General features: G+C 64.2%; 4 protein-coding genes. All 4 read left to right on the top strand.

Annotation, left to right across the window (positions count from 1 at the left end; all coding sequences use genetic code 11):
• Positions 1–101 precede the first annotated feature (101 nt).
• Positions 102–833, top strand: coding sequence for an outer membrane protein (locus WA702_RS13120; protein WP_425110955.1), 732 nt, complete (start codon positions 102–104; stop codon positions 831–833).
• A 476-nt stretch (positions 834–1,309) separates the two neighbouring features.
• Entirely contained in the window at positions 1,310–3,448 is a 2,139-nt protein-coding gene (locus tag WA702_RS13125) for a methyl-accepting chemotaxis protein (RefSeq protein ID WP_425110956.1), read from the top strand.
• A gap of 236 nt (positions 3,449–3,684) precedes the next feature.
• Entirely contained in the window at positions 3,685–4,746 is a 1,062-nt protein-coding gene (locus WA702_RS13130) for an MBL fold metallo-hydrolase (protein ID WP_425110957.1), read from the top strand.
• Between the two features lie 184 nt (positions 4,747–4,930).
• On the top strand, positions 4,931–5,311 hold a 381-nt coding region (locus tag WA702_RS13135; protein ID WP_425110959.1), incomplete at its 3' end, for an aminotransferase class I/II-fold pyridoxal phosphate-dependent enzyme.

A 5,311-nucleotide genomic window follows, 5' to 3' on the forward strand; every position in this document is an offset into this window, starting at 1 on the left:
TCGCTGTGTTGCGGCAGTGACAGCATTTTATTCAAATCCGATCTATCTCCATCCCATCGCGGCGCCGGGATGCGCTGCCAGTAAATGTGTTGGAGACCACTATGAAGAAGTTCCTGCTCGTGACCGCGGCGCTCGCCACCTTGGTTGGCGTCCAGTCTGCCGCCGCCGCTGACCTCAGCCGGCCGTATCCCTACGCCACCAAGGCCCCCGCCTATGCCGCTCCAATCTACAACTGGACCGGCTTCTACATCGGCGGCCATCTCGGCGGCGCGTTCTCCAGCGACAACAATTTCTCCGGCCTCGCCACCGGCAACAATTCGAACGGACGCTTCCTCGGCGGCGTGCAGGTCGGTGCCGACTGGCAGGTTTCGCCGAACTTCGTGGTCGGTGCGGAAGGCCAGTACAGCTGGTTGTCGGGCAGCGTCGGCGCGGTGTTCCCGGGCGGCTACGCCTACAACAACAGCCAGCGCGGGCTCGGTTCGGTCACCGGCCGCGTCGGCTACACCTGGGGTCCGGGCCTGGTCTACGTGAAGGGCGGCTACGCCTATTCCGACAACAACGAGAGCGTGACGTCGCCCGCGGGCGCTCAGGTCGGCTTCATCACCAATGGCGACCACCGCAACGGCTACACCGTCGGCGCCGGCGTCGAATACATGCTCGCACCGAGCTGGTCGGCAAAGGTCGAGTACGATTACTACAATTTCGGCAACGCGACCTTCTCCGCACCGGCCGCGCTGGTGCCGACCGGCAGCTTCACCACCGACGACCACACCGTCAAAGCCGGCGTGAACTACCGCTTCAACTGGGGCGGCCCGGTCGCCGCGCGCTACTGAGCTACTCAGGCTCCCACGGTTTACTCCTGACGAAGGGCCGGCAGCGATGCCGGCCCTTTTGATTTCGGTCTGGTGTTTGGCTGAATTGCTTGAGGTGCCCAAGGCACTATCTCGTCAGGCAACTATGAACTCGATCACGTGCAGTCGACACATTATTGTTACAACCACATCCACAAATTCGACATAAAATCAACCTAAGGTTTAGACGGCTTTCATTGGCTGCGAGGCCATTCATCTCTCCCTGAGAGCGGACCACCTTTGGCCGGCAGCGATGCCGGCCCTTTTTCCGAGCAGCAGTCCGCCCGCGACCAACATTTCCATGCAGTAAATGCCGCGCGGTGAAATGCCAAAAGCGCGACATTTTCGCGCAAATTCCGCGATTTCCCCATTTGTTAACCCGCTACCGCGATACTCCCCGGAAATCGCAGAGCAAAGACTCTCAGCTCAGAGTAGTGCGTTATCGGGGGAAATCAGTGATGGCGGTTCGCTTCAGCATCGGCGGGATCTTCGCAGGTCTCTGGCCGAAATGGGGAGTCAAAGGCAGCCTGTTCGCAGCATTCGCCGTGATCGCGGCCATGGCCATCGTCATCAGCGCCGGCGCCGGAATCGTGCTGCGGCACATCGGCGGCACCATGGTCGATCTCTCCGGCCGCGACATCCCCCGCCTTACCTCCAGCCTGCAACTGCTGGCGCAGAGCGCGAGCCTCGCAAGCCTCGGCCCTGCATTGCTGGGATCGCCGACCGAAGATGCGCTCAATGAGCGCCTGAAGAAGATGCAGGAGATCCAGAAGGTCACCGAGCAGCGGCTGAACGAGATCGCCGGCCTCGGCGCCGACAAGAGCGTGATGGGACCGCTGACCGAGACCATCAAGAACATCAACGAGGCCAACCAGAGCCTGGTCTCGGCGGCGCGCGAGCGACTGGTGGCGGTGGCGAACCACCAGAAGATCTATGACGCACTCCGCAAGGCGCAAGCTGCGTTCACCGTTGCTGCGAGCGCGCCGATGCTGGATGCGCAGACCGAACTGAACGCGGTGCTCAGCGCCGCGGAGGTGTCGGCCGATGATGCCAACGAAGCGGCCCGCTTCGTCGAGCAGCTCGGTAATGTGATCGCGAGCGGCAATCTGATCGCCGCCGAGATGGCCGCAGCGCTCTCGGCCAATGACAGCGAGGCGCTGGACGCGACCGAGACCGAGTTCAAGGGTTCGCTGGAGCAGCTCAAGTCGAATTTCGAACTGTTGCCGAACAACCGCTCGACCGCCGGCCTGCGCGAGGCCGCGACCAAGCTTGCCGCGCTCGGCGAAGGCAAGACGCGCGTGTTCAAGCTGCGCGAGAAGGAGCTCGATGCCAACGATTACGGCCAGACCGTGCTGGAGGAGACGCGCAAGCTCAATGTCGGCCTCGACATCAGCGTGCAGGAGCTGGTCGATGGCGTGCGCAAGGCCACCGATGGCGCAACCGCGACCGCTGGACGCGAAATCGAGCTCGCGACGTTCACGATGATCGGGCTCGGCGTCGCAACGTTCATCGGCTCGGTGCTGTTCGTCTGGCTTTATGTCGGCGGCAGCATCCTGCGTCGCATCGCCCGGCTGCAGCAGGCGATGCAGCTGTTGTCGAGCGGCGACCTCGAAACCGAGATCCAGCATTCCAAGCAGCGCGACGAGATCGGCACCATGGCCTCGTCGCTCGAGGTGTTCCGCGAAGGCATGATCAAAGCGCGCGCGCTCGCGGCCGAGCAGGAGCAGGACCGCGCCGGCAAGACCGAGCGCGCCGCGCGGATGGAAGCGCAGATCACGAGCTTCGAGGATACCGTCCGCAGGGCGCTCGCCAATCTGCAGAGTTCGGCCGGCGCGATGCAGACTACGGCGCAAGACATGTCCGACACCGCCGAACAGTCGAGCTCGCTGGTCAACGCGGTCGCCGCCGCCGCGGAGGAAACCTCGGTCAACGTGCAGACGGTGTCCGCGGGCACCGAGGAATTGTCCTCCTCGATCGCCGAGATCGGCCGGCAGGTCGTGGCCTCAGCGCAGATCGCCAAGAAGGCGGTGGCGGAAGCCGGCGCCACCGATGCCACCATGCAGGGCCTGGCCGACAATGCGAGCCGCATCAGCGTAGTGGTCGACTTGATCCAGGTCATCGCCTCGCAGACCAACCTTCTTGCCCTTAACGCGACCATCGAAGCGGCGCGCGCCGGCGAGGCCGGCCGCGGCTTCGCCGTGGTCGCGTCCGAGGTCAAGAGCCTCGCCAGCCAGACCGCGAAGGCCACCGACGAGATCCGCAGCCAGATTGCCAGCATGCAACAGGTCGCCTCCTCGGCGGTGACGGCGATCCGCAACATCGGCGGGACCATCTCGGAGATCGACGAGGTCACGACGACGATCGCGGCGGCAGTCGAGGAACAAGGCGCGGCGACGCGCGAGATCGCCCGCAACATCCAGCAGGCGGCGGGCGGCACCACCGACGTCTCCAGCAATATCACCGGCGTCTCGGCAGCCTCGGCGCAGGCAGGCCACTCGGCCGCGGACGTGCTGAGCGCGTCTGACGCGCTGCGCCGCGAGGCGGACGTGTTGCGCGGAGAGATCGACGCGTTCCTGACCAATATCAGGGCGGCGTGATATGTCCTCAATGTCGTCCCGGCGAACGCCGGGACCCAACCACAGGGGTGCAGTTTTTCGGACGGAATCGGCCACTGTGCCTGAAGATAAATTCCGCGGAATGGGTCCCGGCGTTCGCCGGAACGACGATGGAGTTTGAGGCGGCCATCCGGACTAATCCAAGCTCTGCATCGCACCGCTAGCGCTCCCCGCTTTTTCGACTGGCGTTCGCCCGCCCTGGCGTTTAAGCCGAAACCATGGATTCAAAGACGGCCAGCGTTCACTCCTCCGCCGAGGCATTGCGATACCCCTGGGACCAGCATCCCGGGGAAGATCAGGTTGTCGAGGTCGCGCCCGGCGTGCTGTGGCTGCGCCTGAAGCTGCCGTTCCGCCTCAACCACGTGAACATCTATCTGCTCGCCGACAGCGACGGCTGGACGGCGGTCGATTCCGGTTTCGGCAACGAGGAGTCGATCACGGCCTGGACCGCGCTGCTCGAGGGCCCGCTGCAGCATGCGAAGATCACAAGGCTGATCGTCACCCACTCGCATCCCGACCATGTCGGGCTGGCCGGCTGGATCGTCGAGCGCTTCAACTGTCCGCTGGTGATGTCGCAGGTGGAATACCTGCAATCGGTCTATCACCAGAACCGCGGCACCGAGGAGCGGCGCAATGCGCAGCGGCTGTTCTTCCGCCGCCACGGCATGGACGAGAGCCTGACCGACAAACTGCTCGGCCGGGGGCAGGATTACCTCAAGCGGGTCTCGGTGCTGCCGCCGTCCTACCACCGCATCTCCCACGGCGACGAGATCACGATCGGCAGCCGCCGCTTCAAGGTGATCACCGGCGGCGGCCACGCGCTCGATCAGGTGATGCTGTATTGCGCCGCCGACAAGCTGTTCCTGTCTGCCGACCAGGTGCTGAGCAAAATCTCGCCCAACGTCAGCGTCTGGGCGGTCGAGCCCGACCAGAACTCGCTCGGCGAATATCTGGCGTCACTGGCGAGCCTCACCACCACGCTGCCGTTCGACGCGCTGGTGCTGCCAGGCCACGGCGTACCGTTCTTCGGCCTGAAGACCCGCATCAAGCAGCTCGCCGACCACCATGAGGAGCGCTGCCGCCTGATCGCCGAAGCCTGCCTCGATGCGCCGAAAACCTCCGCGCAGCTGGTGCCGGTGGTGTTTCACAAGCACGTGCTGGACCCGCACCAGATGGGCTTTGCCGCCGGCGAGCTGATCGCCCACGTCAATTACATGCTGGTCGAAGGCCGCCTGACCGCCGAGGAGATCGATGGCGTGCTCTGGTTCCGCACGACCTGATCTTGATCTGCATCATTGCCGAAATGCCTGATTATTTCAGGATGGCGCGGCGCTGATCGGCATTGTGACCGAAGGCGCCGCCCCTCAGGCGGGATTCCGGCTCGACAGACCAGCTGGAAACGCTCTAAGAAGGGCCGTAACCGCCTATCCGGACGCGTCTCGCGTCGAACTGTCGGGTCTTGCGATGGACTACAGCCAATACTTCAGTGCCGCCCTTGGTCGCCTCCATAATGAGCGGCGCTACCGGGTTTTCGCCGATCTCGAGCGGATCGCGGGCCGGTTTCCGCACGCGGTCTGGCATTCGGGCCAAGGTCCTCGCAATGTCGTGATCTGGTGCTCCAACGACTATCTCGGCATGGGCCAGCACCCGAAAGTGGTCGGTGCCATGGTGGAGACCGCGACCCGGTTCGGCACTGGTGCCGGCGGCACCCGCAACATCGCCGGCACCCATCATCCCCTGGTGCAACTCGAGGCCGAGCTCGCCGACCTTCACGGCAAGGACGCCGCGCTGCTGTTCACCTCGGGCTATGTATCGAACCAGACCGGCATCGCCACACTGGCAAAA

Source organism: Bradyrhizobium sp. (assembly GCF_049798375.1).
Taxonomy (GTDB): domain Bacteria; phylum Pseudomonadota; class Alphaproteobacteria; order Rhizobiales; family Xanthobacteraceae; genus Bradyrhizobium.